General features: G+C 44.9%; 29 protein-coding genes. 15 read left to right on the top strand and 14 right to left on the bottom strand.

Translation table 11 applies throughout. The annotated features are described in order from the left end of the window. Positions 1-14: 14 nt before the first annotated feature. The 3 genes from F8C76_RS09500 to F8C76_RS09510 all read right to left on the bottom strand — a co-directional run bounded on the left by F8C76_RS09500 (position 15) and on the right by F8C76_RS09510 (position 2,433). A complete protein-coding gene (locus F8C76_RS09500; RefSeq protein WP_152131531.1) occupies positions 15-872 on the bottom strand; it encodes a helix-turn-helix domain-containing protein in 858 nt (285 codons plus the stop codon). 99 nt (positions 873-971) lie between these two features. Further along, a complete protein-coding gene (locus tag F8C76_RS09505) occupies positions 972-1,526 on the bottom strand; it encodes an FMN-binding protein (RefSeq protein WP_152131532.1) in 555 nt (184 codons plus the stop codon). Then, a complete protein-coding gene (locus F8C76_RS09510) occupies positions 1,510-2,433 on the bottom strand; it encodes a DUF6607 family protein (RefSeq protein WP_152131533.1) in 924 nt (307 codons plus the stop codon). The genes F8C76_RS09505 and F8C76_RS09510 overlap by 17 nt, the downstream gene beginning before the upstream one ends. Before the next feature lie 101 nt (positions 2,434-2,534). On the opposite strand from F8C76_RS09510, the gene F8C76_RS09515 reads away from it, so the two are divergent. The 6 genes from F8C76_RS09515 to F8C76_RS09540 all read left to right on the top strand — a co-directional run bounded on the left by F8C76_RS09515 (position 2,535) and on the right by F8C76_RS09540 (position 8,904). Further along, a complete protein-coding gene (locus F8C76_RS09515; RefSeq protein WP_152131534.1) occupies positions 2,535-4,676 on the top strand; it encodes a TonB-dependent receptor plug domain-containing protein in 2,142 nt (713 codons plus the stop codon). A 22-nt stretch (positions 4,677-4,698) separates the two neighbouring features. Beyond that, positions 4,699-6,117 (top strand): HmuY family protein, encoded by a 1,419-nt coding sequence (locus tag F8C76_RS09520; RefSeq protein ID WP_152131535.1) that lies wholly within the window; start codon positions 4,699-4,701, stop codon positions 6,115-6,117. 362 nt (positions 6,118-6,479) lie between these two features. Further along, entirely contained in the window at positions 6,480-7,010 is a 531-nt protein-coding gene (locus tag F8C76_RS09525) for a hypothetical protein (RefSeq protein ID WP_152131536.1), read from the top strand. Continuing rightward, positions 7,007-7,375 carry a hypothetical protein gene (locus F8C76_RS09530; protein WP_152131537.1) on the top strand — a complete coding sequence of 123 codons (369 nt, stop codon included), beginning with the start codon at positions 7,007-7,009 and terminating at the stop codon, positions 7,373-7,375. Before F8C76_RS09525 ends, F8C76_RS09530 begins: the two co-directional genes overlap by 4 nt. Positions 7,376-7,532: 157 nt before the next feature. Continuing rightward, positions 7,533-7,988: a DUF6932 family protein gene (locus tag F8C76_RS09535; protein ID WP_152131538.1), complete on the top strand. Its 456-nt coding sequence runs from the start codon at positions 7,533-7,535 to the stop codon at positions 7,986-7,988. Next, complete coding sequence (locus F8C76_RS09540; protein ID WP_152131539.1) at positions 7,975-8,904, top strand: hypothetical protein; 930 nt, start codon at positions 7,975-7,977, stop codon at positions 8,902-8,904. Before F8C76_RS09535 ends, F8C76_RS09540 begins: the two co-directional genes overlap by 14 nt. Before the next feature lie 49 nt (positions 8,905-8,953). On the opposite strand, the gene F8C76_RS09545 is transcribed toward F8C76_RS09540, so the two are convergent. Further along, positions 8,954-9,247, bottom strand: coding sequence for a hypothetical protein (locus tag F8C76_RS09545; protein ID WP_152131540.1), 294 nt, complete (start codon positions 9,245-9,247; stop codon positions 8,954-8,956). A 150-nt stretch (positions 9,248-9,397) separates the two neighbouring features. On the opposite strand from F8C76_RS09545, the gene F8C76_RS09550 reads away from it, so the two are divergent. Further along, positions 9,398-9,592, top strand: coding sequence for a helix-turn-helix transcriptional regulator (locus tag F8C76_RS09550; RefSeq protein ID WP_129653400.1), 195 nt, complete (start codon positions 9,398-9,400; stop codon positions 9,590-9,592). Positions 9,593-9,664: 72 nt separating this feature from the next. Here F8C76_RS09550 and F8C76_RS09555 read toward each other — a convergent pair whose 3' ends face one another. Next, a complete protein-coding gene (locus F8C76_RS09555) occupies positions 9,665-9,958 on the bottom strand; it encodes a hypothetical protein (protein ID WP_152131541.1) in 294 nt (97 codons plus the stop codon). 111 nt (positions 9,959-10,069) lie between these two features. Here F8C76_RS09555 and F8C76_RS09560 point away from each other — a divergent pair, with 111 nt between their 5' ends. Beyond that, the gene (locus tag F8C76_RS09560) at positions 10,070-10,300 is read left to right on the top strand and encodes a helix-turn-helix transcriptional regulator (protein WP_249042390.1); all 231 of its coding nucleotides are present in this window, start codon (positions 10,070-10,072) and stop codon (positions 10,298-10,300) included. A 171-nt stretch (positions 10,301-10,471) separates the two neighbouring features. Here the strand turns inward: F8C76_RS09560 and F8C76_RS09565 are convergent, their stop codons facing one another. Next, a complete protein-coding gene (locus F8C76_RS09565; protein WP_152131542.1) occupies positions 10,472-10,771 on the bottom strand; it encodes a GIY-YIG nuclease family protein in 300 nt (99 codons plus the stop codon). Between the two features lie 259 nt (positions 10,772-11,030). Between F8C76_RS09565 and F8C76_RS09570 the strand changes: the two genes are divergently transcribed. After that, a complete protein-coding gene (locus F8C76_RS09570; RefSeq protein ID WP_152131543.1) occupies positions 11,031-11,930 on the top strand; it encodes a leucine-rich repeat domain-containing protein in 900 nt (299 codons plus the stop codon). Positions 11,931-11,942: 12 nt separating this feature from the next. Here the strand turns inward: F8C76_RS09570 and hemL are convergent, their stop codons facing one another. The 4 genes from hemL to F8C76_RS09590 all read right to left on the bottom strand — a co-directional run bounded on the left by hemL (position 11,943) and on the right by F8C76_RS09590 (position 15,589). Beyond that, positions 11,943-13,220 carry a glutamate-1-semialdehyde 2,1-aminomutase gene (gene hemL / locus F8C76_RS09575; RefSeq protein ID WP_152131544.1) on the bottom strand — a complete coding sequence of 426 codons (1,278 nt, stop codon included), beginning with the start codon at positions 13,218-13,220 and terminating at the stop codon, positions 11,943-11,945. 273 nt (positions 13,221-13,493) lie between these two features. Then, the gene (locus F8C76_RS09580) at positions 13,494-14,348 is read right to left on the bottom strand and encodes a glucosaminidase domain-containing protein (RefSeq protein WP_152131545.1); all 855 of its coding nucleotides are present in this window, start codon (positions 14,346-14,348) and stop codon (positions 13,494-13,496) included. Beyond that, entirely contained in the window at positions 14,345-15,250 is a 906-nt protein-coding gene (locus F8C76_RS09585) for a 1-aminocyclopropane-1-carboxylate deaminase/D-cysteine desulfhydrase (RefSeq protein WP_152131546.1), read from the bottom strand. Before F8C76_RS09585 ends, F8C76_RS09580 begins: the two co-directional genes overlap by 4 nt. Before the next feature lie 9 nt (positions 15,251-15,259). Further along, complete coding sequence (locus F8C76_RS09590) at positions 15,260-15,589, bottom strand: hypothetical protein (protein WP_116216163.1); 330 nt, start codon at positions 15,587-15,589, stop codon at positions 15,260-15,262. Between the two features lie 173 nt (positions 15,590-15,762). Between F8C76_RS09590 and F8C76_RS18725 the strand changes: the two genes are divergently transcribed. The 3 genes from F8C76_RS18725 to F8C76_RS09600 all read left to right on the top strand — a co-directional run bounded on the left by F8C76_RS18725 (position 15,763) and on the right by F8C76_RS09600 (position 18,420). Next, positions 15,763-15,924 (top strand): C1orf53 family protein, encoded by a 162-nt coding sequence (locus F8C76_RS18725; protein WP_170284015.1) that lies wholly within the window; start codon positions 15,763-15,765, stop codon positions 15,922-15,924. 63 nt (positions 15,925-15,987) lie between these two features. Beyond that, entirely contained in the window at positions 15,988-16,560 is a 573-nt protein-coding gene (locus tag F8C76_RS09595; protein ID WP_152131547.1) for a DUF4136 domain-containing protein, read from the top strand. Positions 16,561-16,662: 102 nt separating this feature from the next. Continuing rightward, entirely contained in the window at positions 16,663-18,420 is a 1,758-nt protein-coding gene (locus F8C76_RS09600; protein WP_152131548.1) for an aromatic amino acid hydroxylase, read from the top strand. Here F8C76_RS09600 and F8C76_RS09605 read toward each other — a convergent pair. From F8C76_RS09605 to alaS, 4 genes are read right to left on the bottom strand one after another with little or no spacing between them, the layout of a single operon-like run. Further along, complete coding sequence (locus tag F8C76_RS09605) at positions 18,388-19,014, bottom strand: DUF4230 domain-containing protein (protein WP_152131549.1); 627 nt, start codon at positions 19,012-19,014, stop codon at positions 18,388-18,390. The genes F8C76_RS09600 and F8C76_RS09605 overlap by 33 nt on opposite strands. After that, the gene (locus F8C76_RS09610) at positions 19,015-19,974 is read right to left on the bottom strand and encodes a GSCFA domain-containing protein (RefSeq protein WP_152131550.1); all 960 of its coding nucleotides are present in this window, start codon (positions 19,972-19,974) and stop codon (positions 19,015-19,017) included. Between the two features lie 11 nt (positions 19,975-19,985). Continuing rightward, positions 19,986-20,642: a hypothetical protein gene (locus F8C76_RS09615; protein ID WP_152131551.1), complete on the bottom strand. Its 657-nt coding sequence runs from the start codon at positions 20,640-20,642 to the stop codon at positions 19,986-19,988. 2 nt (positions 20,643-20,644) lie between these two features. Further along, positions 20,645-23,269 carry an alanine--tRNA ligase gene (gene alaS, locus F8C76_RS09620; protein ID WP_152131552.1) on the bottom strand — a complete coding sequence of 875 codons (2,625 nt, stop codon included), beginning with the start codon at positions 23,267-23,269 and terminating at the stop codon, positions 20,645-20,647. Positions 23,270-23,373: 104 nt separating this feature from the next. On the opposite strand from alaS, the gene F8C76_RS09625 reads away from it, so the two are divergent. Genes F8C76_RS09625 through F8C76_RS09635 form a run of 3 tightly spaced genes read left to right on the top strand, consistent with a single transcriptional unit; the run spans position 23,374 to position 25,296 of the window. After that, a complete protein-coding gene (locus F8C76_RS09625; protein ID WP_152131553.1) occupies positions 23,374-24,351 on the top strand; it encodes a M23 family metallopeptidase in 978 nt (325 codons plus the stop codon). Next, positions 24,351-24,680 carry a MerR family transcriptional regulator gene (locus tag F8C76_RS09630; protein ID WP_152131554.1) on the top strand — a complete coding sequence of 110 codons (330 nt, stop codon included), beginning with the start codon at positions 24,351-24,353 and terminating at the stop codon, positions 24,678-24,680. The genes F8C76_RS09625 and F8C76_RS09630 overlap by 1 nt, the downstream gene beginning before the upstream one ends. Before the next feature lie 16 nt (positions 24,681-24,696). Next, a complete protein-coding gene (locus F8C76_RS09635; protein WP_152131555.1) occupies positions 24,697-25,296 on the top strand; it encodes a LemA family protein in 600 nt (199 codons plus the stop codon). Position 25,297: the final 1 nt, after the last annotated feature.

Raw genomic sequence — 25,297 nt, forward strand, 5'->3', positions numbered from 1 at the left:
AGCAGTACAGCCTACTATTTACGAATCTCGCTGGGCCGAAATCCATATTTTTTGGAAAATGCATTGGAAAAGGAACTCAGGCTATCATAACCCACCTGCCATGCGGCTTCCTGTACCGTGGCTTCTTGGTTGCGAAGGAGCTCATGTGCCTTTTCCATGCGCTGGTTTTGAAGGTATTTGAACACGGGTACGCCAAAGAGTTCCTTGAAATTTTTCTTCAACTTAAAACTATTGAGCCCTATTTCCCGCGAAAGTTCGGTGAGGGATGGAGGATTCTCCAAATGGGCAGAAAGGATTTCCTTGGCCTGAAAAAGTTTTTCCTGTTCGGTTTTTTTGATGGAAGGCCGGTCCATTTGGGCCAATTGTCCAAAAAAGTGGGACAGCAGTGCCGTCATCTGGCTTCGAAAGAACATCATTTTGGTCTTCCCTTCGTAGGTGTTGTGAAAAACCCCATCCACAATGGACTGCATGGCAGGGGTCATCAAAAAATCGGGGCCCTCCACATAATGGTCACTGGGATCAACCAGTTCGTTCAACATACTCGAGAACAGTTCCCCTTCCTGATTGGGCAGCTTTTCAAGGTTTCTGGGCGAAGTGGCGATTACAATACACTCCAGCGGCTTGTCTGCATGGACGGTATGCTCAAATTGCACATGTTCATCTGCGTAGAAGGACAATGCCAAGCCTTTGGTATTCTGAAAATCCTTTTGTTTGGCCCCATACCTCACGGACAGATCCACATTACCGGAACCATAAAAGGCCACCGCAATGACGGGCTCATCAAAGGTGCAGACATCCTTCGTAGCTTGGCCCACCCGTGCCTCTTCCACCAAGATGGTAAAGTCGTTGATATCCAAAATATCCCTGGTCATACAACTGGCTTTTTTCAAATGTAACCAGAATGTGGATTCCCTTCAACAAAAAAGCCACCTTAAGGTGGCCTCTTACTGATTGATATGTGGTTTTTTCAACTAAAAAACTTGGTTCTCATCCAATATCTGCATGCTTTCCAAAACTTGGCCCACGGCCAAGGTCATGGATTTTGCGGAAATGGTAGCTCCGGAAATACCATCGATGTCCTCCCCATAGGTCAGGCTCTGACCTGCCTTCTTGCCTATGAACTGTTTTAACCACCGTTGGCTGCCCACCTGTCGTCCATAGTCTTCACGGTAGATGAGGATCTTGGATTTTTTTATGCTCCTATCGGGATTGAACAAGACCACATAATCAAAAATGTTCTTCATGCTGGGGGCCTGGCCCACATACACATAACCCAAAATGGAATCATCCACGGTAATTTTGAACAGGTTTTTCCCACCCAATTCCGAAGGGGTCTGTCCATTCAGTTCGCTGCTGACAGAAATATGCTCCAGACCAAAATCCGAGACCTCGTAAGTCGTTTGCACCGCATTGTCGATCTTCTCTTGAAGCTTCGATGAAATCTGTTGGGTCCCAAACCCAAAAAGTAAAAGGGCCGCCAAAAAGGCGACCCCGCTGAGAACCTTAAACTTATTTACCCTCAGCATTTTCACTTGTTTTTTCGGTGATGAACTTTTCTATGGTCTTGGATATTTCCTTCTTTTTGGCATTGGCCTTTTCCAATTCATAAAAATGCATGAACAGCGGCTTTTTATCCACGCTTTTCAACAAGGTTAGGTCTCCCTGTCTATTGTACACCTTATCCCAAGATGCCCTGGCGTTGGCCCAAAAATCCTTGTGCTGGGCCCACCACTCTTGTGCTATCTTGCACTTTTCATCGGCAATTTTAGTATAGATGTTCATTCCCTTTTCTTGGGCCAATAACACATCCTCAGCGCCTTCTTCACGAACGATCTTGTCGTTATCTTGCTCGTGTACCCATCCGTACGAAGTAATTTCCTGTCGATTGCCACGCTTCATGACATTGTAATCGCTCCTTTTGCTGTATTCCCTTCGTGGTAGGGGCGAATCCGAAGTGTTTTCCCAATAATGTTTTCCATCATAATGCACCCATGTGGCCGAACCGGAATATCGCGGGCTGTCATCCACTTGATACACTTTCTGCGTCCACTGCCCTTTCACGGCATCCACAGGCAATTTTGAAAAAATCCAATTGTTGTCCTTGTCGTAGTGGAAGACCTCTTGGTTTTCGTACAACCAATCCTGTCTCCAGTGTTTGATGATGGTACTGTCATGGATCACCAACAAATGCTGGATCGAAATTTTGTTCTCCTCATCAATAATAGGAAGGGCCAATTCCAACGCTTTGGCCGTGTAATCCAATTTTTTCTCATAATCGATTTCAGGGGCGAAGGTCTCGGTGTACTTAAAAGTGATCTCGTAGCATCCGCACATATCCATGATGGCCTCTCGGTCCAATTCTTTCTTCTCTTGGGCCTTCAAAACGGTAAAGACACCCATGAGGGCCATGGAAAGCAGCAATGATTTTTTCATAATAGTTTTCAGTTAGACGGTTAAAAATTGTGAAACAAAAATATTAAACTTATTTAGATTGAATAAAAATAAAATATATATTTGCTGCAAATCTAAATAGAATGAGTCTAAATAAAAATAAGTTGTTCATTTATTTTTCATTTTTCTTCAGCGTGGGAATCTTGGCCCAAGAACCCGCTTCCGTGGAAAAAGACTCAATGGCCATGCAAAACCTGAATGAGGTTGTGGTCACCGGACAGATCAACAAACAAAGTGTGGACAAATCTGTTTTTGAAGTCAAAGTGATCCCACGGGAAACTTTAGATCGCTTGGCAGGCAACACCTTGGCCGATGTACTCAACCAATCCCTCAACATCAGCATACAGCCCAACCCCTCCTCTGGAAAGAGCAGTGTGGAACTGTTTGGGTTGGACGGACAGTACTTTAAAATTTTGGTGGACAACATCCCGCTGATCAATGACGAGGGACTGGGCAACAACACGGACCTTACCCAAATCAATCTGGATGATATTGAACAGGTTGAAATCGTGGAAGGGTCCATGGGGGTCCAATATGGCTCCAACGCCGTTTCGGGCATCATCAACATCATCACCCGAAAAGATTCCGATTACCAGTGGGAGATCACTCCGTATGTACAGGAAGAGACCATTGGCAATGAATATGGCTTTTTTGATCAGGGCAGGCACATCCAATCCTTAAAAGTGGGGCATCGGTTCTCGGACCAATGGTATGTGAACGGCAATGTGACCCACAATGATTTTACCGGGCACCAAAACAATCGCGAGGGTGAGTTCCATGCCCTAAATGATGGCCGAAGGGGGTACGAATGGCTCCCCAAGCTCCAATATTCGGGCAAGGGACTGGTGAGTTATACCGGGGACAATTTCCGTTCCTTCTATCGGATGGAATACTTCAACGAACAGGTGGATCGCTACGATTCCGTGGTGCGGGAAAACTTCAACCCTTCCACCCAGACCAGCAACCCTACCGCATCCGACGATATTTTTACGTCCCGACGGTTCTTTAACCACCTTAATGTTGCCGGGCAGCTCTTCCAAAAAGTCAACTACGATATCTCCGCCTCCTACCAACAACAAAAACGGGATGTGGAACAATTTACCTATCGCATCAACAGCCGCGAAAAGTTTGATGTGGAATCGCAAGAATACGAATCCCGAAAAGGGTTCTACTCCCGCGGCACGTTCAGCAATTTCTTCACTTCCGAGAAATCAAGCCTTCAACTGGGGTACGAAATGAGCAACATCAACGGGTATTCCTCTTCGGCGGCCATTGCTTTCAGTGGCAACAACATTGCACGCAGGTTGGAGTCCTATGACGCCTTTGCCACGGCTGAGTTTGCCTTGGGGGAGCGCTTTTCGTTCCGACCGGGCACACGGGCCATGTTCTCGTCCCAGTTCAAGACCCAAATGGCCCATTCGTTGAGTGCCAAATATGCCTTTGACAACGGGTACCAGCTTCGGGCCGTGGTGGGAACATCGCCACGAAATCCCAACTTTGATGAACTCTTCACCTACTTTGTGGATGTCAACCACGATGTACAGGGCAATAGCAACTTGGAACCAGAACGTGGGGTATCCACCTTCCTGCACCTCAAAAGGAACTTTTTCCAAAAAGACCTGAAATGGCGCCTGAGCTCCAAAATATCGGCCTGGCACCTTACCGTGGACGATCGTATAGAGCTCACCATCGTCAATGAGACTCCCCTGGCCTTCCAGTACAACAATATAGATGAATACCGCAACTGGGGTACTTCCTTTACCAACAAACTGGTCCATGGCGATTTTCAATTTGACCTGGGCCTGTCCCTCTCCGGCGAAAGCAAGGTATTGAACAGCGAGGACTCCTTCAACGACGATTACCTCTATGCCCTGCAGGTGAGTTCCAACGTGGGTTATCAAATCCCCAAGATCAATACCACTTTCTCCCTGTTTTTCAAGTACAACGGGCCCGAGTACCAGTTTGTATTGGACCCTGAACAGGACGACCCCACCTTTATGCGCTCCAAGCGGAAGGGCTATGGGTGGATGGACGCCTCCATCAAAAAAACCTTTATGGAAGACAAGCTCCAACTGACCCTTGGCGCCCGAAATCTACTGGACATTACCCGCATCAACACCTCATCGGTGTCTGGAGGGGGCACGCATGCCACCGCCAATACGGGGCTGCTATTGGGCTATGGCCGGTCCTATTTTGTAAAACTTTTATACAACCTCAAAATTTAATCTTAATCCAAAACCAATTTTTATGAAAAATCATTTTCTATATGTAGCCGCATTGGCCGTAACGCTCTTCGGCGCAAGTTGTAGCAGCGATGACGGTGGAGACTCGACCCCTGCGGAATTTGTGGTCGCCTTTCAAAACCCGTCCCTGAGCTTTGATACGGTGGACAGCGAAAAGCAGATCAACCTTGTATTTTCCACCACGGCCCCCGAGGATGGGTCCGTTACCGTTTCGTTCACCACCGAGAATGCGGAATACGATACCGATTTCACCACCGAACCCGCTGCGGCTTCGGGCCAACTGACCGTTGATTTCACGGGCGGCGCCACCGGGACCGCATTTACCTTCAACAAGTTGCAAGATGCCATTGAAGGCACCACCAAGGCCGTGAACTTTACTATATCCGCCGTGACTGTGGCCGATGCCAAGATCCAGGGGAACACCCAATTGGCCGTAAGCTTTACCGAAACAGCGGCCCCATCCGGGAGTGTATCCCCCGAAGTGGGCGGTCCCAATGAGGACAACCAGGTGTATGTGGACCTGAGCTCCCTGACCCAGACCACTGCCAAACGTGATAGCTGGGACCTTGGGTTTTATAGCGGAAGTGATTTTAGGGTAGCCATCAACGGTTCCATTTTTATGGCCGTGGCCGCTTTGGAGAGCACCGATATCGATGCCGTTACCGAAGCCGATGTGGAGACCCTTCAGCCCCAAGTGGCCGTGGGTACTTTTGATGCCGCCAACACCGCCTATGTGGATGATGTTACCGGCAGCTTGGACGGAACCGCCATTGCCGCTATTTCCGAAACCGATGCCGATAACCCCGTATACTTGGTAAACCTCGGCTTTGCCGTGGGCACCACGGAGCCAGAGATCGGTAGCGAAGCCGCCAAAGGCGATGCCAGGGGATGGAAGAAAATACGCATCCTGCGCAGTGGGGAGGATTACGTACTGCAATATGCCGATTTGGACGCCACTACTCATGAAGAAGTGACCCTCTCAAAAGCTGCGGGACACCACTTTACCTTCTTTAGTTTTGATACCGAAGAGGTGGTGGACGTACAGCCCCAAGCGGACCGTTGGGACCTTAATTTTACCGTGTTCACCAACGAGATTGAAGGTTATGGCTCCTACGGTTATGCCGATTTTATCACCACCAATAGCTTAAGCGGTGCATTGGCCTACCCAGTGGAGACGACCACAAAAGCCTATGCCGATTTTGCCTTGGCCGATGTGGACGAAGCCTCTTTTGAGGACGACCAACGCGGTATTGGCAGCCAATGGAGAAATGGTGGGGGGCCCGGCACCTTGCCTTCTTTGAAGAACGATGTGTTCTTTGTGCTCAAGGATACCGACGGCAATCTGTACAAAATCAGGTTCACGGCGCTGACCAACGAAAGCGGCGTACGGGGCTACCCGGCCTTTGAGTTTGAACTCTTGTAGCCGAACGATTTTTATTTGGATGCTCTGGGCTGGACCGTTGCCCCCTTTTGTTATCGTTTTCGAATGTAACGGTTTAGTTTTTGAGTTAGTTTGTGTGAAGGCCGGGACAGGTAATCTGTCTCGGCTTTTGTTTTGGACTTATGGAAAAACCCTAGTTTTTTTAAGGTTTTGGTGCAATCGCCAGTTTGGAAAAAGTGGTATTTTGTACGGCAACTCCCCCTCCCTCATGTCTTAACGGAACATACTTTATTTAAAATAAAGATGACTGACCATGATTGGTTACCTACCCATTTGGGGTGTATAGGAATGCATTTTATGCTGATATAAACAAGTTGTAAAACATTTAAAACCAATAGAACTATTTGGAAAAAATATTTAACATTTTGAAAAATTTTGTAGATAACATAGCAAACTGGCTTGAATTTATTGGTTTTATTATAACAATCATTACAGCAGTCAAAGTTTTTGTCATTGATGGTAAAATATTAGACTTTAAAAAGAAACATTTATTTCAAGTAAGAAGTAAAGAGCATATTGAGGAACTTGAAAAAATACTATCGAAAATTTCAAAATATATCTCTGATTTTGACAACAAAAAAATAGAACTTAAGAATGAAATAAAAAAATCAGAGGAAATAGCAAAAAGCATCAAGAAAAAATTATTTAAAAAGGATAATTCAAATACAAAAGCTCTCATAAAGGAGGCAAAAAAAATTGAGAAATTACCTGATGATATTGCTAAACTATCTCTTTTTAAAAAACATTATCATAAGCTTTTGAAATCGAATGAGTTCAATGAAGAAATAGTTAGTGATTATTATGTAAAATTATCTGGATTAATAACATCATTAACCGAATTAAGAAAAGACAACGCTAAATCTATTAACGTATGATAGACGGAAATAAAATATCGAGATTTATTCTTGAGCTAATTAAGAAAACTAAAAAAAATGAGGTTGAATGGGACGAAGCTGATTTTTCGCCAACAATACCAGATGGAAATGAAAGATTAGTTGATTTAGCCTACAGTTCTAATATTAATGATAAGAACTTTAGAATATATAAGTATAATATCAAGCACTACCGAGATGAATATGAATGGGATTGGTCCGAAAGAATTAGATTGGAGCTAACAGATAATTATGGTAATACAATTTATGAATTTCCTTACGAATATTCTCTATATGATTTATATAACGCTGTAAGAGAGTCAACGTCTGGAATAAATGACTTTATTGATGACTTCTTAAAATCATAAAAAACGTCATACAACAATGGCTAAAAGTAATGGCACTGCTCTCTACTACTTCTGAAAATCCTAGCGGATTTTCGGTTTGATGCGTACTTGCTAAGTTAAATGCTAAACTACGCAGCTACTCATATACGAGACCGTTGGCAGTAAGTAAAACAAACGAATGACAAAACCAGAATACGACCCACTTTTACCCGCAGGATTTCACGACATCGAATTGGATAATTTAGACAATCTCTTCGTTGATAATTTTGCAAACAATACAAGAAGAAGTCATTTGGTTAATCAATTGAGAATCTTTTTGACTGAATTATCTAAGGTAAATGCAAAATTTGAAATTTGGTTAGACGGTTCTTTTTTAACATTAAAAGATGAACCTGATGATATTGATTTACTTATAGTCTACGATAAAAATCAAATGAATGCGCTAAGTGCAGATGAGAAGAGAATAATAAATAGTCTTTTTTATCGAGCTACGACTAAAATAAGATATGATCTAGATATCTTGCTATGTCCAAACGACGATGTAAATAACCGAAGTTATTGGAGAGGTTGGTTTGGATTTACAAGAAATGAAGTGCCAAAAGGAATAGCTAGATTTGAATATGGAGTCAATTAGCAGGCTAAATAAAAGTATAGAATATCTTCAATCTGTGATTGAAGAACTTTTGCCTTTGCTAAAAAGCAATCCGGACGACTTTGCTTTGAAGTTACAGATTGAAAATTATAAATCTGAAATAAGTAATCTTCAAAAATCACTACACGATGCAAACCTCAAAAGAAATAAAGAAATAATAGCTCTTAGACTTAAAGGAAACATTGCTAGATTTGGTACATTCCCGCTAGAATCTGTTGGAGGAATTACCAATTCCTTTTCAAATGCCCTTTACAAAACTTCTCAATTCCTACAATACGGAAAAAAAGGAGGAAAAAAGATTGAGAGTATTTTAAAAAATAGTCTTGACATAAGACTTGAGGGTATGGCAAGTGGTTCAACAATATTCTATATTTCTGCTAAAACAAGTCCTGATATTTTTGGTAAAAGTTTAATTCAAAATTCTCTAGAGAACACATTTGAATTGTTTTCTTCGAATAATGAAATGGAGTTGATGGAGAACATTGAGAAAGTTGGTGTTAAAAACTCGAAATACTTTTCAAAATTTCTTGACGAATTAGTTAAAGATGACTTAGAAATTGAACTGACTTGGGAAAGTCCAGATTATGAAGCGCGAGAATGGATTGGAGATAAAGACAAAATTTTAATGTTCTCGAACACTTTTAAAAGCATAGAAGTATCAGAACCAGAAATTTTAAACTTCCAAGCTGAATTAATCACTCTGAGTTTGAAAAACAAAATTGAAATTAGAGATATTGAAACAGGTCAAATTTATTCAGTAAGATACGAAAGCCTATTTACGGAAATTCTGAAAGGGTTTCATATTGGAGAGCTTAGGGATGTTACTATGACTAAAACAACAATAATAAACACAGTTTCTCAAAAAGAGAAAATCGAATATAACCTATTAGAAATTTAATAAAATACCCACTGCCAACAATGGCTATACCTAATGTCTCCGTTACCGCTTACCCCTCCAAACACCCCAACAACTTTTTATAACACTCTTCCGCCACGGGCCACAAGGCTTCTCCTAAATAGGTAGTGGGGTACTGTGGGGCTTCGTCCAAAAAGGTGCCATACACCTCTGCAAAATCATCCATTTGGTGGGGTGGTACTTCCATGAGCCGGGCTACAATAGTGATCAGATCTAAAGCATACAATCCGCCATCGTCTAAACCCATATGGCGAAGGGTTTCGCTAAGTTGGCTATGCTTTAAATCTTGCTGTATGAGCTGCACCACAAGTTCTCTGTTGTCCATTTTATATCATTTTTCAATATAAATATATATTATAATATATTATTTCACAACATTTTTTTGTATTGTATTTTGCTATATGATAAAAATTCAGCTTGTGATATGGTACAATTTCATATTACAAAGTAATATGCTGTGGTATCGCATCTGCGTATGAATAGAATCAAAGCCGTATTAAAACAACAAGGCAGGACCCAAACTTGGCTGGCCGAGCAAATTGGCAAAAGCTATGTGGTGGTCACCAATTACTGCAACAACAAAACACAGCCCAGCATTCCCATTTTATATGAGATGGCCAAGGTCTTGGACGTGGACGTCCGGGAACTGTTGGTACCTTCCAAAGAGTAACCCTGTCATTTCGAACCGACTGAAAAGGAGCGTGAGAAATCTCACAATTACCAATAATGGTGCCGTTCCCGCCTACCCCTCCAAACACCCCAACAACTTTAAATAACATTCCTCTGCCACGGGCAACAAGGCTTCGCCCAAATAGGTGGTGGGGTATTGTGGCGCCTCGTCCAAAAAGGTACCATACACCTCTGCAAAGTCATCCATTTGGTGGGGTGGTACTTCCATAAGTTGGGCTACGATAGTGATCAGGTCCAAAGCATACAATCCGCCATCGTCCAAACCCATATGGCGGAGGGTTTCGGTAAGTTGGCTGTGTTTTAAATCTTGTTGGATCAGGCGAATGATGTGGGACTTGTCAAACATATTGATTAAATTTTCGATGCTTAAATGTAAAACAAAATTACATTAATGCAAATAATATTTACATTTTAAATCACATTTATGAAATAAAGATTTTCATAAGTGTAAAGCAGAATGGCATTTTGTACATTTGGTTGGATGAATGAGAAGTTCAACAGAATCAAAGAAATCTTGGTCAGACAAGGTGTTAGCCAAAAAGACTTGGCATTACAACTTGACAAGAATGAGCACACCGTCTCCAACTGGTGTATCAACAAATCCCAACCTCATTTGAAAGATCTATTTAAAATCGCTGAGATTTTAGACGTGGATGTATGTGAACTGTTGGTGCCTTCCAAAGAGTAATCCAGTCATTTCGAACCCCAGTCCCGAGCTTGTGAGGGAGCTAAAGGAGCGTGAGAAATCTCACAGTTACCAACCAAAAGAAAAAATAGATTTCTCAGTCGCTGCTCTTCTTCGAAATGACTTAGTCCTTTTCTTGGTCATTTCGAACTGACCGAAGGGAATGTGAGAAATCTATACCACATCATGGTCCAAAAATTTCCAATCAGGGTTAAATGAAGTAATCAACCTATCTTTCTTTTCCCTACGCCATTTTTTGAGCTCCTTTTCACGGGCGATTGCCATTTGAATCGAGTCGAATCGTTCATAATACACTAGATGGTAACAGTTATATTTTCCAGCAAAAGATTGTTTGGAGTTTACACCATCGGAATAATGCTCTGAAAGTCTTCTTTGAATGGCATTGGTGACCCCGATGTAGAGTACTGTCCTATTCTCATTGGTAGTGATATACACAAAATAAGGTGAGAGCATTGCTTTTCAGGTTTTAGATTTCTCAGTCGCTACGCTTCTTCGAAATGACAAACTCCACTTTATTGGTCATTTCGAACCGACTGAAAGGAGTGTGAGAAATCTCAAAACTATCAAAAACAAAAAACATCAATAGATTTCTCAATCGTCACTACGTTCCTCATTTCGAAATGACAAAAGTTAATAAAATGCTAAAGCCCACCTATGCTGTAACGCATGGGGCATAATCCCGTCTTGTAGGCAATCATCAAAAAACCTAAACATGAAAAAAGCCTACGCTATCGTAGCACTCTCTTTATTTTTACTTGCCGCATGCTCCAAAAGCGATGAGCAACCCAATCCCAACGAAGACGCCTACCTGCACATTCCGGATCCCCATTTTGAGACCGTTCTGGTAGAACAGGGCATAGACACGGACGGTACCGTGGACCAACAAATGCTGCGCACCGATGCAGAAAAGCTAACCTATTTGGACCTCAGCCCTTCGGGCCAGTTTGGCGATATTGCCGACCTTACCGGTATTGAGGGTTTTGTAAACCTAAAGTTCCTGGCCGCCAGCGGGCAAAAATTGGAGGAAATCGATTTAAGTGCCAACACCCAGTTGGACACCCTGTACCTGCAGGCCAATTACCTTACCCATATTGATCTGGCCAACAACCCCAACCTCTTGTTGGTGAACGCGGAGTCCAACGAACTGACTTCCATTGAAGGCCTGTCCGAGGCCACCCAACTGAAAAAGTTGTACCTGTCCTTTAACAACGTGGAAGATCTACAATTGGACAATCCCAATTTGGAGTTGTTGCATATGGGCCAGAACCTGTTAACATCCATAGATATCAGCGGGGCGGTGAACCTCAAGAACATCTTCTTGATCAGCAATGCACTCACCACGGTGGACCTGAGCCAGAACACTTTGGTGGAGACTATTTTACTTTCGGACAATGCGATCCAAACCATTGACCTTTCGCACAACAGCAACCTGACGCATCTCTATATTTCGAGCAATGTGCTGACCAGTCTCGATGTGAGCAACAACCACGAACTTATCGATCTACGTGCCGATAGGAATCCGACCTTGAACTGCATCAAAATTGGGTCCGGGCAGGAGATTCCCACCGTATCAAAATCGGATTACCAGGAACTGAACACGGTTTGTGAGTAGGCCTAAAATGGACTAAAACACTTTTCGGACCGCCTCAATGGTCCTGTCCAGATCATCGTAGCTGAGGGCATCGTTCAAAAAGTAGCTTTCAAAGGCAGAGGGCGGTAAGTATACCCCGTTCTCCAACATGCCGTGGAAGTATTTCTTAAAGGTATCGTTGTTCCCTTTGGCCGAGGAGGCAAAATCCACCACAGGTTGGTCCGTAAAGTGTACGGAGATCATGCTTCCATAGCGGTTGATCTGGTGTACCACCCCTTTTTCGGTAAGCACCTCGGCAATGCCTTTGTGAAGGTGCTCGGTTTTTTCCGCCAAGCTGGTAAACACCTCAGGGCGATTGTTGAGTTCGGTGAGCATGGCCAGTCCGGCACTCATGGCCAAGGGGTTCCCGCTGAGGGTCCCTGCTTGGTACACTGGCCCTTCGGGGGCCAAATGCGCCATTATCTCGGCACGTGCGGCAAAAGCTCCAACGGGCAGTCCGCCACCGATCACCTTTCCGAACATCACCATATCGGCATCCACGCCCAAGGCTTCCTGTGCACCACCTTTCCCCAAACGGAAACCGGTCATCACCTCATCGAACAGCAATAAAATGCCTTCCTCGGTGCAGAGTTTTCGGAGTCCATGAATAAATTCATCGGTGGGGATGATACAGCCCATGTTCCCGGCAACAGGTTCCAAAATAATGGCGGCTATCCCGCCTTTATTGGCCTCCGTCAACGCCTCTACACTGGCCAAATCGTTATAGGTGGCCAAAAGGGTGTCCTTGGCCGTACCTTGGGTGACCCCGGGACTGTTGGGGCTCCCGAACGTAACGGCACCACTCCCTGCCTGGATCAGAAACGAATCGGAATGACCGTGGTAACAGCCCGCAAATTTGATGATCTTGTCCTTGCCCGTGTACCCGCGCGCGAGGCGAACGGCACTCATACAGGCTTCGGTACCACTGTTCACAAAACGGATTTTGTCAATATTGGGCACCATGGAAACGGCCAGTTGGGCCAGTTCGGTCTCAATCTCGGTGGGCATCCCAAAGGAAGTGCCCTTTTTGGCCTTTTCCACCACGGCATTGATCACGGGTTCAAAGGCGTGGCCCAAGATCAGCGGGCCCCAAGAGGCAATGTAATCGATAAGCTGGTTGCCGTCCACATCATAGAGGTAGGCGCCTTTGGCTTCCTTTACAAAAATAGGGTCGCCGCCCACCGCTTTAAACGCCCGTACGGGTGAATTGACCCCTCCGGGGATGTATTTTTTCGCCTCGGCAAACAAGGCACTGCTTCGTTGGTAGATCATAAATTTAAATATCCATGTCATTCCCGTGAATGCGGGAATCTTTTTAATCCATAATTGTCAGTTCGAGCGCAGTCGAGAACAACATCAATAAGCACCCCTCGACTGCACTCGGGATGACAGAAACATGCTATTCGAACAGCTCCCCGCAAAGGTAAGTAACCTCATACTTTCATGGAAATTGAAAATGTCAGTTCGAGCGCAGTCGAAAACGACAATCAATAAGCATCCCTCGACTGCGCTCGGGATGACAGCTCGATATAACAAGGAAAATTTTTATTTTGATTTTTCTTTTCGGATGTTCAATACCTGACCGATGGAAATGATATTGTCATTGAGATTGTTGAGCCTTCTTATCTCATCCACGGAGATGGCATATTTTCTGGAAATGGCATACAGGGTCTCTCCCTTTTCCACCACATGGGTGAGCACTTCAAAGCTTTTGGGTTCCCGGACCACTTCCAGCCCTCCTCGAACCACATCCTCATCGTATTGGTGCAGATCGTACCGCTCGATCAAAGCGATGAGCTTTTGGGGATACGCACGGTCCGTGGCATAACCCGCCTGACGGAGGCCGTGGGCCCATTTTTTATAGTCGTCCTTACGGTAATTGAACAAAAAGGCATATCGGGAACGGGACGAAAGGAAGATACTATGGTCCCGGAACGAAAACATGGGGTGGTTGTATTTTCTAAAACACTCCCCTTTGGCGTCATCGTCATGAAAATCGTATTCCCCCTGCCATCCGGTATGGCATTTGATCCCAAAGTGGTTGTTGGTCTTTTTGGTCAGCTCCCCTCTTCCAGAGCCACTCTCCAAAATACCTTGGGCCAAGGTGATGCTGGCCGGAATGCCAAAGGCACGCATTTCGTACTGGGCAATCTCGGCAAAGGTCTTGATATATTCCTCGGTATTTGTGATGGGAAAGTGCTCAAACCTTCCTGGATCCGCAGGCATGGGATACAGATCGGAACCTTCCGCGTTTTCTTCCGCAGCGACAGGCCTTTCATCCTTGTTTTCGTTATTCCTGACAATGGGAGCGCCCTTTTTGTGGGTCGAGGTCCGTTTTTTGGCACCACAAGAAGTCAACAGCAGTGCCACAACAAGTACATATCCAATTCGCCTGATCATATATCCAATAAGGGTAAATTTTTCTTTTTCAGCACAGTGTTCATTCCCGCTATCCCTTGCAGACCCCCCGTATGGATGGCCAAAATATGGGTTCCCTTTGGGAAAAAATCCTGTTTTGCCAGTTCAAAAATACCAAAAAGCAGTTTACCTGTGTAGATGGGATCCAACGGAACCCCGGTTTCTTCTTTAAAGGTATTGATGAAATGAATCAATTCTTCACTCACTTTGGCATATCCCCCAAAATGAAAATCGGTCATCAATTCCCATTGATCGTTCCGTACAAATGTATGAATATCCTGTTTCAAAAAATCACCCTTCAATGCGGGAAAGCCCAAAATGGTCTGGTGGGGTTTTGCCGAATTGATGAGTCCGGCCAAGGTTCCTCCCGTTCCCACACTACTGCAGATATAGTGGAAGTTGGAATCGGCCTCCGTTACAATTTCCTCGCAGCCTTTTACGGCAAGGGTATTGGTACCGCCTTCGGGCAGTAGGTAGAAATCACCAAATTCCTCTTTTAAAGTACGGAGAAAACCCTCTTCGCTTTTTTGTCGATAATCGCTTCGCGACACAAAATGGAACCGCATGCCATGGTCATGAGCCAAGTTCAAAGTGGGATTGTCCTGCCACTTATCCTGCAATTCCTCGCCCCTGATCACGCCAACGGTCTTAAATCCTTCTTCATGTCCGGCACAGGCCACTGCGGCAATATGGTTGGAAAAGGCCCCACCAAAGGTGAGCAGGGTATGGTGTCCCAATTTTTGGGCTTCGAGCAGATTGTATTTCAGCTTTCGGTATTTGTTCCCGGAAATCTGCGGATGGATGGTATCTTCCCTTTTGATATGGAGCGTCACGCCCTTTTCTCGAAGCAAGGGCACATCAATATGCTGATTGGGAATGTTCAAAGTGAATGCTTATCGCGTCAGGTACTGCATAAAACCAAACCGTTTCCGCTTGGAAAGATACTCCATATCCCTTTCATTGGCATAGGCCTCACGCTCAAAACTGATGTTCTGGTAGGCCCGGTAGCTATCCAAATATAGGACGGTACGCAAAATCCATTCTGAAAAATAGAGGAAGTAAAAAGGTACAAGTAACAGTTCCCGCTGCTGTCGGAGATGGATGCGCTCGTGGTTGATGAGCACATCATCGGTTCGCAGGGCACCTTCCTTCAGGATGATGAAAGGCCAGAGCGATAGCCCGACATAGTTTTTGTAGAAGAAATGTTTAAAGATCAATATCACTTGAAAACGTTCAAGGGTTCCTCACAAATATAACAGCTTACGGAAAAGAAAAATGGACCTTATCGACAATACCATTAACATTTTCGGTGAATAACCTGTTTCGGAAATCTTAAAATCCTAGCGGTTTTGCCATATAAGCCTTACTTTTAAATAACGAATCGGTGCCGTAGTGTATGAAAGAGCGTATTCCCTTGGAAGAGGGTGATTTTTACTTTTCGGAGGAGGGATATAAGGTATTTACAGCCCAATACCACCTAAAAAGGGGGTATTGTTGCGAAAGTGGCTGCCGTCACTGTCCGTATGGCTATAGTGCGAAAGCGAACACAAGGCGCTGAAACCGGTTTTCGGCATAATCTTTGTGGTTTTTATTATAATCTCAACACTTCAAAAAAAGTACTATGAAAAATTTTAAACTATACATTTTGACTGCACTTTCGGTGGTTCTGTTGGCCTCCTGCAGTTCCGTTAGGGTGGTTTCCGACTACGACAAGCAAGCGGACTTCAACACGTACAGAAGCTATGCTTTTTACAAAACTGGGATTGACAAGGCTCAGATTTCAGACTTGGACAAGAAACGTATTTTACGGGCCATTGAGGCCGAATTGGGTTCCCGTGGTTTTGTCAAATCCGACAACCCTGATGTCTTGATCAGCATTTTTACCAAGGAACGGGAACGTGTGGACGTCTACAACAACAACTTTGGTTGGGGTTATGGCGCATTCTACAACCCATGGGTCTGGGGTCCAGGCTGGGGATGGGGCTGGAACAACAATAATGTGAGCACCCGAACCGAAGGCTCTCTTTATATTGATGTCATTGACGCCAACAAAAAGGAACTGGTATGGCAAGGTCGCGGTGTGGGCACCTTGAACAATACCAAGGATATTGAGAAAAAGGAAGCGCGCATCAAAGAATTTGTGTCGCAGATCCTACAGGAATATCCTCCTACCACGGCAGTTGCCGTCAACTAAAAATATAAGCCGCCCTTTGGGCGGCTTTTTTATGGTCCTTCTTCCAAATTTTCTGGTTTGCGATAACGATTTCGTATCTTTAGGCAGTACAAAATTGCACGTATGAGTTACGAATCCAATCCTATACTGGACAAATTGCCCAAACACCTCAAGCAGTTCATAAAACCGCAAAATTATGGGGACTATACCGCTATTGACCAAGCGGTTTGGCGTTATGTGATGCGCAAAAACGTGGACTATTTAAGCCGCGTGGCCCATAGTTCGTATGTGGATGGATTGAAAAAAACCGGGATTTCCATAGACCACATTCCCAATATGTACGGCATGAACCGAATCCTCAAGGAAATCGGTTGGGCCGCCGTGGCCGTGGATGGGTTTATTCCCCCATCGGCCTTTATGGAATTCCAAGCATACAATGTGCTGGTCATTGCTTCGGATATCCGACAATTGGAAAATATTGAATACACCCCGGCGCCGGACATCATCCATGAGGGTGCGGGGCACGCTCCTATCATTGCCAATCCCGAATACGCAGAGTACCTCCGCCGTTTTGGGGAAATAGGCTGCAAGGCCATTTCCAGTGCCAAGGATTATGAACTGTACAATGCCGTTCGACACCTGAGCATCATCAAGGAGGCCCATGGCACCCCGGAAAAGGAAATCGAGGAAGCGGAAAAACACATAGAACACCTTCAAAAAAACATGGGCAAACCCAGTGAAATGGCCCTGATCAGGAATCTGCACTGGTGGACGGTGGAATACGGCCTTATTGGCACGGTGGATACGCCTAAAATTTATGGGGCGGGATTGCTTTCCTCCATTGGCGAAAGCGCATGGTGTATGACCAACCAAGTAAAAAAAATACCCTATTCCAATGAGGCAGCGTATACCGAGTTCGATATCACCAAACCACAGCCCCAATTGTTCGTCACGCCCGACTTTGCCTTTTTAAGTCAGGTTTTGGAGGATTTCGCCAACACCATGGCCTTGCGGAAGGGCGGACTATCGGGGGTTCAAAAATTGATTGAATCCCAAGCATTGGGCACCATTGAACTGAGTACCGGACTACAAGTTTCGGGACAGTTCCATGATGTCCTCGAGCATGAGGGCAAACCCATATACATCCAGACCAAAGGGGCAACGGCCCTGGCCTATCGCGAAAAGGAACTGGTGGGGCACAGCACGGCACAACATCCTGACGGTTTTGGCATGCCCGTGGGCAAACTGAAAGGCATCAACATTGCCATTGAGGATATGGGACCCCGTGATTTAAAAGCGTATAAAATCTACGAAGGCGAAGAAGTCTCTTTGGAGTTTGAAGGGGGCGTAAAAGTTGAAGGAACCATCATCACCGGAACCCGAAACCTCAGGGGGAAAATTCTCTTGGTAACTTTTGAGAACTGTACCGTGACCCATAATGGCAAGTTGCTGTTCGCTCCGCAATGGGGCCTTTACCATATGGCCGTGGGGCAGCACGTGGTCTCCGCTTTTAACGGTCCGGCCGATTTGGGCAGTTTTGACCTCATTACCCATGAGATTACCGAAACCACCATCAAACCCAAGAAAAGTCCAGAACGCCAACAACTGGAACTCTATTACCAACAAATCCGGGAGTTCAGGGAAGGAAAGAACACAACCATCTCCCGTAACAAGGTATTTCAGGAACTCAAGGAAAACCATCCCCATGATTGGTTGTTGCCCGTTGAGCTGTACGAATTGGCCAAAAAAGGAAACAATATTGGGTTTCAGGAAGAAATCCTATCCCATTTGGAGGATATCAAACGGAACAATCCCAAAGTGGGGCATTTGATTGATGACGGTATTCGCTTAATCGACCACAGTTTTTTGAAGGTCGATTAGTTTTTCGGGAGAATCAACACTTTCATCGCCATAGACCAAGGTCCATCCCAGTGAGTTGGTGAGCACATAGATTCGGGAAAGTTCGCTCAACAGTCGGTTTTCGGCATTTTTCCTCAATGAGGAAGCTTCCACCTTTTTGGAAAGGGACACATTCACATTTCGTTTGATGGCGTTATAATCTTGCGCATTGAATGGATTGAAGTAATCCGCCGTGACATCGTAGTACTCAAAATCCGGATTGATTTTTACTTCTGGCTGCGGAATCTCCGTAATGCGAATGGTCTTGTTGGCCTCATCCATCTCATACCCAATCTTGGATAGGTCATAACCAATGGTCACCTCGGCATTTACCACCACCAAAGCTTTTTTATTCGCCGTGACCAAGGAACCGAACAATTCCCTGGAATCCTTATAGTTGTATACTTCCACAAAGTGGCCTTCGGTCACAATGAGTTTGGAGACATTTTTCAGTTCCTGTTGGATGAGCATGGAATTCTCCTGCAATACCGTTTTCCGTTCCCGTTCATCAGCACAGGATTTGTAGATCAATACGGAGGCCAGTGCAATCACGGCCCCAATCAAAACTTTCTTCATTTATTCGAATTTCATGAAAGGATACCTCTCTTGAAGATACGTAATTTTTGTTCGGAGCGATGTTTTGAATTTTTTGTGTGCTTCAGAATCGGGGTTGAAAGGACGGTGTTGCAATCCTTTTTGAACGCTATCGACCTCTTCCATGACCGAATAACAATCGGGGGAAATCCATACAGACTTGAACTTTTCCCAAATGTACTCCACCGCAAGTTCATTGGGGTGCACCAAATCCTTTCCGTAAAAACGGTAGTCGCGCAGCTCGTCCATCATGATTTCATAGGCAGGGAAGTAGAACATACCTCTCGACTGCGCTCGAGATAACAAAACTGAATGAAGCGAAGTGATTAAGTGTGCCTTGCTCTGTTGATTTTCCACAAAACCATCTTTCAGGTGCCTAACTGGTGACACTGTAAAAATGATGTTTACTTTTGGATTCGCTTGTTGTACCCAATTCACCAAACGGTCCAGACTTGACCGTATCTCCTCCGTTGAAAGCAATTTTTTCACGAACTCTTTTTGGGGCACTTTATGACAATTCGCCACGGTCTTGCCCAATAATTGATGTTCATACACCCAAGCCGTTCCTAATGTGATGATCACATGGGTGGCATTTTCCAGTTCCGATTTGGTTTCTTTCAAACCCTGATTGAGATGGTTAAGCAAATCCTCGCATGAAAGTGCATTCAAATCGGAATGGGCATCAAAGCAATGCCAAATCCCGTTTTGTTCAAACACCTCATCCAAATGATAGGTTTTACCTGACAGGGCCCGTTCCACCAAATTCTCCAGTGCAAACGGGTGAAATAGGATTCCAAAAGGGTTTTGCAGTTGTTGAAATTTGAAGTAATCCAACTTGCTTCCCATATTTTCCACAAAACAAGACCCTAAAAGCAGTATTCTACTCGAATAATCGATAGGGTATTCTGCTTTTTGAAGTGGAACGATGGTCTGTAACTTCATGGAAAAGGGTTTTATCTGCAATCCTTGATATTTTGGAGCATGTCCCGGTATTGCTTTTCCAACTGTTCCTCCAGTTGCTTCAAGATGCCCAGGGTACGCACCAAATCCTTCATGGATGTATTGCGCAAGGCTTCCGTGGCCTTGTTCAATTCGTTTTTCACCAAATCTTGGGTATTGTACAGGGATTGCAGATCGTACAGGCAATCATAGCCAAACTCATGGAATATCCCAGTGGATTTAGAGATTTCCCATGCAATACTGCTCAAATCGGTGATCTCTAGATTGATGTAGGAATCGATTCGATAGGCATACTGGCCGTCACTGACTTCGGTAGAGTCCACTTCCCGGATATACTCAGGATATTTTTCTCGAAGCTTCCCCATGGTCTCAGGGGAGGCAACAAACCGTCCATCTTCAGCCTCTAGGGCATCAAAATCAGAAAAAAAGGAAGGGATTTTTTGGTTCACCTCATGGTCTTTTACCAATTGATCCAAATTGGCCTTGATCTCCCCTTCAATCTTTTCCAAGGCCACCACCTTGTCCTTTTCCATACTTTTGGAAGTATTCCAATTGTTGAACCAAATGGCCAGATTGATACCCACAAACAATAGGAAAATCTCTCCGAAGATGTATTTCCAATTGATGTTTTTTATGTTGAAGAAGCCCATGCTTACGTTGTTGTCCTGATCATCTCTTCGGCATTTGCCAAAGCGACCGGAATGCCTTCGGGATTTTTACCCCCGGCAGTGGCGAAGAACGGTTGTCCGCCCCCACCTCCTTGGATGTGCTTGCCCAGTTCGCGGACTATGCTCCCAGCATTCAGTCCCTTGTTGGACGCCAAATCCTTGGAAATGTAACACGAAAGCAACGCTTTTCCGTCATTTTCAGCAGCGAGCAATAGGAATACATCCGAAACTTGCCCTCCAATCTCAAACGAAAGGTCCTTGATACCAGCCGCATCCAAGTCCACCTTTTTGGCCAAAAACTGAACACCATTGATGTCCTTCAACTCGGAAATCAATTCGTTTTTGAGTCCTTTGGCCTTATCTTTCAACAACTGCTCCACCTGCTTTTTAAGGGCTGTATTTTCTTCCTGCAACCCAGCAACCGCCTTTACGGGATCTTGGGCATTGCTCAACAGATCTTTGATTTCATAAAGCATGCGATTGTTCTGGAAGTAGAAATCCTTGGCCGCATCGGAGGTGATGGCCTCTATCCTACGAATTCCTGCCGCAACGGCCCCCTCAGAAACAATTTTGAAATGCCAGATATCACCAGTATTCTTTACGTGGGTCCCACCACACAGTTCTATGGATTGTCCAAAACGGACCGTACGGACGGTATCGCCATATTTTTCACCGAAAAGTGCCATGGCACCTTGCTCCATGGCCTCCTTGATGGGTATATTCCTATTTTCCTCAAAGGGCAATTGGCCTTCAATACGGGCATTCACAAAGTTTTCCACATCACGCAGTTCCTTGGTAGTCAACTTTGAGAAGTGGGAGAAATCAAATCGAAGGTATTTGGAGTGGACGGCAGATCCTTTCTGTTCCACATGGTCACCCAAAACCTCACGAAGGGCTTGGTGCAACAAATGCGTTGCGGTATGGTTGCTTGCGGTACGCCAGCGCTGTTTTTTATCCACTACGGCCTTAAAGCTTCCTGAAACATCTTTGGGAAGACCGTCGGCAAAATGGACAATTTCATTGTTCTCTCTTTTGGTGTCGACGATATAGGTGACGTCTCCATTGGAAGCCTCCAGATACCCTTTGTCGCCTACCTGCCCTCCTCCTTCGGCATAGAACGGGGTAAGATTGAACACGAGTTGGTATTGATCCCCTTCCTTTTTGCTGGTCACCTTTCTATATTTTACCAACTTTACGGTTGCCTCAAGGCTATCGTAACCAATAAATTCCTGTTCGGAATCCTGCATCAGTACTGTCCAATCATCCTTGGAAACCTCGGATGCGGCACGGGAGCGGTCTTTTTGGGCTTTCAAGGCCTTTTCAAATCCTTCCACATCCAATTGATAGCCTTTTTCCTCCAAAATCAAGGAAGTAAGGTCGATGGGAAATCCGAAGGTGTCATACAATTCGAAAGCCTTTTCCCCAGAAACGGTTTTGTTTTTTGAAGACTTGATGACCGAATCCAACAATACCAATCCTTGCTCCAACGTACCCAAAAAGGAATTTTCCTCCTCCTTGATCACATTCTCGATCAATTGGCGGTGTTTGGAAAGCTCGGGAAAGGCTTTTCCCATACTTTCCACCAAAACGTTCACCAACCGGTAGATAAAAGGTTGCTTGGTCCCCAAGAAGGTAAAGCCATAACGGATGGCCCTACGAAGTATCCTTCGTATAACATACCCAGCTCCTGTATTGCTCGGCAACTGCCCATCGGCAATGGCAAAGGCCACTGCCCGGATATGGTCTGCCACTACCCTAATGGCTATGTCCGTCTCTTCATTCTTCCCATATTTTTGACCTGTAATCGTATCAATTTCACGAATAAGGGGGGTAAATACATCGGTATCGTAATTGGATTTCACTCCTTGCAATGCCATACACAGGCGTTCAAAGCCCATTCCGGTATCAATATGCTTTTCGGGGAGGTCCTCCAAATCACCATTGGCCTTTCGATTATACTGTATGAATACCAAGTTCCAGATTTCCACCACAAGTGGGTCATCTTGGTTGACCAGCGATGCGCCGGGAACTTTTGCTTTTTCTTCTTTGGAACGAAGGTCCACATGGATTTCGGAACAGGGGCCACAGGGACCTTGATCTCCCATTTCCCAGAAATTGTCCTTTTTGTTCCCCATGATGATGCGGTCCTCGGGCACTATGGCCTTCCACAGACCATAGGCTTCCTTGTCCATTTCCAATTGATCGGCGTCCTTACTGCCTTCAAAAACGGAAACATACAGACTGTCCTTATCAATTTTGTATACCTCGGTCAACAATTCCCAAGCCCATTGGATGGCCTCTTTTTTGAAGTAATCGCCAAAACTCCAGTTGCCCAACATCTCGAACATGGTATGGTGGTAGGTATCCTTGCCCACTTCTTCCAAATCGTTGTGCTTACCGCTTACCCGAAGACACTTTTGGGTATCCGTAACCCGTTTTGACTTTGGGACGGTGTTTCCCAAGAAAAACTCCTTAAACTGGTTCATACCCGCATTGGTGAACATCAACGTGGGGTCATTCTTCATCACCATGGGTGCGGAAGGCACTATTTTGTGGTTTTTCTCTTTGAAAAAGTTTAAAAATTGGTTTCTAACTTCTTGGGATGTCATTGCGATTGCTAGGGTTTTCTTAAATTTAACACTTTAAGCAAAACAATTTTTATATTTGCTTGTTTTGATAAAAAGAGTGAGCAAAAATAGGATAAAATCCATTCATGTCTAAAGTTAAGTACTATTACGACCCGGATACGCTTTCCTATAGAAAGATCGAACCGAAGAAATCCAAGAAATATAGGAATCTCTTCCTATTTCTATTGGGTTCTGCCTTGTTCGGCTTTCTTGGCCTTATCATTCTGTTGAACACCCGATGGGTGAACACTCCCAAAGAGCTTTCATTGGAACGCGAAGTGCGGAACTACGAGCTTCAATTTGAGATTTTGGGCAAGAAGATGGAGCAAATGGAGCAGGTATTGGCCAATATTGAAGATCGCGACAACAATATCTACCGCCTTTATTTTGAGGCCAACCCTATCCCTGAAGAACAGCGCAGGGCCGGTTTTGGGGGAATCAACCGATACAAATCCCTGGAAGGTTTCAACAACTCCGAGATCATTACCAACGCTACTAAACGTTTGGACATCATCCAAAAACAGATGGTGATCCAGTCCAAGTCTTTGGATGAAATTGCCAAACTGGCCGAGGAAAAAGAAAAATTACTGGCGGCCATCCCTGCCATTCAGCCTGTGAGCAACAAAGACCTAACCCGAATGGCCTCCGGTTATGGATGGCGTTCCGACCCTTTTACCAAAGCCCGTAAGATGCACTGGGGAATGGATTTCACCGCGCCACGCGGAACCCCAATCTATGCATCGGGAGATGGAAAGGTAACCCGTGCGGACAACAGATCTTCCGGTTACGGAAAACATATCCGAATTGATCATGGATATGGCTACGTTTCCTTGTATGCACACATGAGCAAGTATAATGCCACCGTAGGCCAAAAGGTCAAGCGAGGCGATCTTATCGGTTTTGTGGGAAATACAGGACGTTCCGAAGCCCCTCACCTTCACTACGAGGTCTTCAAGGACGGTGAGCGCATCAACCCCATTAACTTCTATTATGGAAGTTTAACGGCGGAAGAGTTTGAAAACATGCTCAAGTTCGCCAATCAAGAGAACCAATCCCTGGATTAATGTACGTAGACCTTCCCGAAAAACGGTACTATGGCATTGGCGAAGTGGCCAAGGCCTTTGGGGTGAACACTTCCTTGATTCGTTTTTGGGAAAAAGAGTTTGATGTACTCCAACCCAAAAAAAATGCCAAGGGCAACCGCAAGTTTACCCCCCAGGACATCCATAACCTACAATTGATCTATCATTTGGTCAAGGAACGTGGTTTTACGCTGGATGGTGCCAAAACACATTTAAAGGAAGAGAAGCAAAAGACCCTTTCCACCTTTGAGGTCATCCAAAAGTTGCAAAAGGTCAAAGCCGAGCTTATTAAGATTAAAGAACAACTATAACACAAAACCATAGAACATGAAAAAAGGTATCATCGCCATTATCATCCTAATTGTATTGGGGGTAATCATAGGAGGTTGGTATGTCCGTACCAATAATATGTTGGTTGATATGAAAGGTCAGGCCACTAAGCAATGGGCCAATGTGGAAAGTTCGTATCAACGAAGAAGTGATCTTATCGGAAATTTAGTGAAGACGGTCCAGGGTGCTGCCGATTTTGAGCGGGAGACCCTTACCGATGTTATCGAGGCAAGGGCCAAGGCCACTTCGACCACGATAGATGCCAATAATTTGACTGCAGCACAATTGGCCGAATTCCAGCAGGCCCAAACGGGTCTTTCCTCCGCTTTGTCCCGACTTTTGGTGACCGTGGAGCGCTATCCGGAACTCAAGGCCAACCAAAACTTTCTGGAATTACAATCGCAGCTTGAGGGGACGGAGAACCGGATCAATGTGGAGCGGAACCGATTCAATGATCTGGCCGGGGAATACAATATCAAGATCAAGCAGATTCCCACCAATATTATTGCCAGTTTGGCCAATTTTGACGAAATGGCCTTGTTCGCTTCCAATCCAGGAGCTGAAAATGCTCCGGACGTCAACTTCGATTTTGAATAGA

It is taken from the genome of Flagellimonas olearia, from assembly GCF_009184425.1.
GTDB lineage: Bacteria > Bacteroidota > Bacteroidia > Flavobacteriales > Flavobacteriaceae > Flagellimonas > Flagellimonas olearia.

What these genes read in the sequence shown, in the direction of transcription:
- F8C76_RS09510 (WP_152131533.1), bottom strand. Translation starts at nt 2,433, where the DNA reads ATGAAAAAATCATTGCTGCTTTCCATGGCCCTCATGGGTGTCTTTACC.
- F8C76_RS09605 (WP_152131549.1), bottom strand. Translation starts at nt 19,014, where the DNA reads ATGAAGAAAGTTTTGATTGGGGCCGTGATTGCACTGGCCTCCGTATTG.
- F8C76_RS09535 (WP_152131538.1), top strand. Translation starts at nt 7,533, where the DNA reads ATGACAAAACCAGAATACGACCCACTTTTACCCGCAGGATTTCACGAC.
- F8C76_RS09580 (WP_152131545.1), bottom strand. Translation starts at nt 14,348, where the DNA reads ATGATCAGGCGAATTGGATATGTACTTGTTGTGGCACTGCTGTTGACT.
- F8C76_RS09530 (WP_152131537.1), top strand. Translation starts at nt 7,007, where the DNA reads ATGATAGACGGAAATAAAATATCGAGATTTATTCTTGAGCTAATTAAG.
- F8C76_RS09555 (WP_152131541.1), bottom strand. Translation starts at nt 9,958, where the DNA reads ATGTTTGACAAGTCCCACATCATTCGCCTGATCCAACAAGATTTAAAA.
- F8C76_RS09500 (WP_152131531.1), bottom strand. Translation starts at nt 872, where the DNA reads ATGACCAGGGATATTTTGGATATCAACGACTTTACCATCTTGGTGGAA.
- F8C76_RS09505 (WP_152131532.1), bottom strand. Translation starts at nt 1,526, where the DNA reads ATGCTGAGGGTAAATAAGTTTAAGGTTCTCAGCGGGGTCGCCTTTTTG.
- F8C76_RS09545 (WP_152131540.1), bottom strand. Translation starts at nt 9,247, where the DNA reads ATGGACAACAGAGAACTTGTGGTGCAGCTCATACAGCAAGATTTAAAG.
- hemL (WP_152131544.1), bottom strand. Translation starts at nt 13,220, where the DNA reads ATGATCTACCAACGAAGCAGTGCCTTGTTTGCCGAGGCGAAAAAATAC.
- F8C76_RS09550 (WP_129653400.1), top strand. Translation starts at nt 9,398, where the DNA reads ATGAATAGAATCAAAGCCGTATTAAAACAACAAGGCAGGACCCAAACT.
- F8C76_RS09625 (WP_152131553.1), top strand. Translation starts at nt 23,374, where the DNA reads ATGTCTAAAGTTAAGTACTATTACGACCCGGATACGCTTTCCTATAGA.
- F8C76_RS09615 (WP_152131551.1), bottom strand. Translation starts at nt 20,642, where the DNA reads ATGGGCTTCTTCAACATAAAAAACATCAATTGGAAATACATCTTCGGA.
- F8C76_RS09600 (WP_152131548.1), top strand. Translation starts at nt 16,663, where the DNA reads ATGAGTTACGAATCCAATCCTATACTGGACAAATTGCCCAAACACCTC.
- F8C76_RS09610 (WP_152131550.1), bottom strand. Translation starts at nt 19,974, where the DNA reads ATGAAGTTACAGACCATCGTTCCACTTCAAAAAGCAGAATACCCTATC.
- F8C76_RS09560 (WP_249042390.1), top strand. Translation starts at nt 10,070, where the DNA reads ATGGCATTTTGTACATTTGGTTGGATGAATGAGAAGTTCAACAGAATC.
- F8C76_RS09565 (WP_152131542.1), bottom strand. Translation starts at nt 10,771, where the DNA reads ATGCTCTCACCTTATTTTGTGTATATCACTACCAATGAGAATAGGACA.
- F8C76_RS09540 (WP_152131539.1), top strand. Translation starts at nt 7,975, where the DNA reads ATGGAGTCAATTAGCAGGCTAAATAAAAGTATAGAATATCTTCAATCT.
- F8C76_RS09515 (WP_152131534.1), top strand. Translation starts at nt 2,535, where the DNA reads ATGAGTCTAAATAAAAATAAGTTGTTCATTTATTTTTCATTTTTCTTC.
- F8C76_RS09630 (WP_152131554.1), top strand. Translation starts at nt 24,351, where the DNA reads ATGTACGTAGACCTTCCCGAAAAACGGTACTATGGCATTGGCGAAGTG.
- F8C76_RS09520 (WP_152131535.1), top strand. Translation starts at nt 4,699, where the DNA reads ATGAAAAATCATTTTCTATATGTAGCCGCATTGGCCGTAACGCTCTTC.
- F8C76_RS09570 (WP_152131543.1), top strand. Translation starts at nt 11,031, where the DNA reads ATGAAAAAAGCCTACGCTATCGTAGCACTCTCTTTATTTTTACTTGCC.
- F8C76_RS09635 (WP_152131555.1), top strand. Translation starts at nt 24,697, where the DNA reads ATGAAAAAAGGTATCATCGCCATTATCATCCTAATTGTATTGGGGGTA.
- F8C76_RS09595 (WP_152131547.1), top strand. Translation starts at nt 15,988, where the DNA reads ATGAAAAATTTTAAACTATACATTTTGACTGCACTTTCGGTGGTTCTG.
- alaS (WP_152131552.1), bottom strand. Translation starts at nt 23,269, where the DNA reads ATGACATCCCAAGAAGTTAGAAACCAATTTTTAAACTTTTTCAAAGAG.
- F8C76_RS18725 (WP_170284015.1), top strand. Translation starts at nt 15,763, where the DNA reads ATGAAAGAGCGTATTCCCTTGGAAGAGGGTGATTTTTACTTTTCGGAG.